The organism is Methylophaga sp. UBA4204 (assembly GCF_002379485.1).
GTDB lineage: Bacteria > Pseudomonadota > Gammaproteobacteria > Nitrosococcales > Methylophagaceae > Methylophaga.
The window spans coordinates 1-2,353 of sequence record NZ_DFTU01000081.1 but is presented as its reverse complement, the minus strand read 5'-3'; the positions used below and the strand labels follow the sequence as shown (position 1 = coordinate 2,353).

The 2,353-nt window shown below is 46.1% G+C and carries 2 protein-coding genes; both read left to right on the top strand.

Annotation, left to right across the window (positions count from 1 at the left end):
- On the top strand, window positions 1-1,307 hold a 1,307-nt coding region (locus B3182_RS12025; RefSeq protein ID WP_292752887.1), incomplete at its 5' end, for an HAD-IIB family hydrolase.
- A gap of 17 nt (window positions 1,308-1,324) precedes the next feature.
- Window positions 1,325-2,353, top strand: a 1,029-nt coding sequence (locus B3182_RS12020) for a glycosyl transferase (RefSeq protein ID WP_292752884.1), incomplete at its 3' end; no start/stop codon positions are given.

Genomic DNA, 2,353 nt, shown 5'->3' with positions numbered 1-2,353 from the left:
CGGTATTAGAGGTTGCCCCCAAATTTATTATTCTGGAAGGCTGGTGCATGGGGGCCTGTCCTCAAACGGATGAAATGTTAACGCTGCCAGTTAATGCTTTAGAACAGAATGATGATCCAGATGTCTATTGGCGACGTTATGTGAATCAAAAGCTCGAACAGGACTACCCTGCCCCTTTTCAGCGTGTTGATAGCTGGATCATGCTTAAGGCCCCTAATTTTGATTGCGTTTATAACTGGCGACTGGAACAGGAAGAAAAACTGCAACAAACAGCCGCTACAGTAAGCAACAAAATTATGACTGCTGAGGATATTTCGCGTTTTATTCAGTATTACCAACGTATCACTCAACACTGTCTGGAAACTTTGCCGGAGCAAATGGATTATGTTTTTGAACTCAATATGGAAAGAGAAATTGTGGCCTTGAAACGTCCGAAAAAATCGACTCCTTCAGTTACCTGCCCCAAAGCATCCTTACTGGTTTTTACTGATTTGGATGGCAGTCTTCTGGATCATCATAACTACCGGCATGATGAGGCGGATCCCGTGTTACAAAATCTCAAACAGTTACAAATCCCGCTGATTCCGGTCAGTAGCAAAACCCAGTCGGAAATTGAACAGATAAATGCTTCTCTGGATAACCCTCATCCATTTATCTGTGAAAATGGCGCCGCTATTTTTATTCCGGTTGATTATTTTCCAGAGCAACCAGCCGAGACCAAAACAAGTGGTCAATATTGGGTAAAAGAATTTGTTCAGCCCCGCGCGCATTGGCAGGCGATTATCAAATCAGTGAAACCTTTATTTAGTGATGATTTCACTACGTTTGCGCAGGCAGGTATAGATGGAATCATTGCCATGACCGGCCTGGATGTTCATGCAGCTGCGCGTGCTGCCAGAAGACAATATGGCGAAGCGCTGGCCTGGCATGGCAATCCCGGTAAACAAAAACAATTTATTGAAGAAGTCCGTAAACGGGGCGCCCAGGTATTAATCGGTGGCCGCTTTTTACACGTTTCCGGTCAATGTGACAAAGGCCAGGCTATCGAATGGCTTAAACAGGTTTACGAACATTTTTGCCCTGATAAACGCTTTACCAGCCTGGCGATTGGAGACAGTCAAAATGATGTGGCCATGCTGGAAACAGCCGACATGGCCCTATTGATCCCTTCACCGGTAAATTCATTACCCAAATTAACTCGCCATCATGATGTTATGAAGGCAACACATTGCGGTCCACGAGGTTGGGCTGAAGGCGTACAACAAGTCTTGAAGCAGCTCCATATAAGCACAGCAATAGTGCATTAAAATCACAAGAGGCTCACATGGCAGATTTTCATCAGAACGGTATTATCACAACATTACATAATCTTACGCATCGTCATCTGGCTGATTTAGAGCAGGATCTTGTACATTTCAGTCAACAGCGTCCAATGGGATTATTGCTACCCTCATTATTTTCAGAACTGCAGGGAGAGGCGCTTCCAGCAATTGTTCAACAGTTGAAAACAGTGCCATATTTATCTGAAATTGTGATTGGACTGGATAGAGCCAGTGCTGATGAGTATAAACATGCGTTGAGCTTTTTCGCGGACCTCCCACAACATCATCGGATCATGTGGCACGATGGACCACGGTTAAGTGCTATTGATGCAGAGTTACAGGCCCTGAATCTTGCCCCTCATCAGGCCGGTAAGGGGCGTAATGTCTGGTATTGCATGGGTTATATTTTAGCTTCTGGAAAAGCAGAATCAATTGCCCTGCATGATTGCGACATTACCACCTACAGTACCGAACTGTTGGCTCGACTGATTTATCCTGTTGCCAATCCAATGTTTAATTACGAGTTCTGTAAAGGTTATTACGCCCGGGTCGCCGGCGGGAAAATGAATGGCCGGGTGAATCGTCTATTAATTACCCCCCTGTTACGTGCTCTCAAATCGGTCATGGGACCAAGTGATTATCTGGATTACATGGACAGTTTTCGCTATTCATTGGCCGGTGAGTTTTCGTTTCGCCGTGATGTATTAAACGATATTCGTATTCCCAGCGACTGGGGTCTGGAAATCGGCATCCTGTCGGAAATGTACCGCAACAATGCCACCAACCGTTTGTGTCAGGTCGACATTGCTGACAACTATGATCACAAGCATCAGGACCTGTCAGCGGACAACGCCGAAGCCGGCCTGTCCAAGATGTCCATCGATTATGCCAAGGCCATCTTTCGCAAACTCGCCACCAACGGTGTAGTACTTTCCAGCGAAACTTTCCGTACCCTCAAGGCCAGCTACTTTCGCATCGCCCTGGACTTTGTCGAGACTTATCGCAACGACGTGCTGATCAACGGCCTGACC